Annotated in this window: 1 pseudogene; it reads right to left on the reverse strand. The window is 33.6% G+C overall.

Annotated elements, in window-relative coordinates:
* A pseudogene (locus ACRHOC_RS15830) lies at positions 1-214 on the reverse strand (two-component sensor histidine kinase); the annotation flags it as partial.

Genomic DNA, 214 nt, shown 5'->3' on the forward strand with positions numbered 1-214 from the left:
TTTAGCCAAAGTATTTAATGTTTCAGCACCGATACATATCTCAGTGGTATCGCTTTGAATCGTTCGCTTAGAACTTTTTAGCACTTGCCCTTCAAGATCATATAGATTTATTTGAAGATTATGGATGGGATCAATATCAAACATTTCATCCTTAAAAATCAACGGTATATTCTCAGTTGTAAGAGGATAAGTTGTCTCCTTAATTGCAAACTCA

It is taken from the genome of Winogradskyella poriferorum (assembly GCF_050618035.1).
GTDB lineage: Bacteria > Bacteroidota > Bacteroidia > Flavobacteriales > Flavobacteriaceae > Winogradskyella > Winogradskyella poriferorum_A.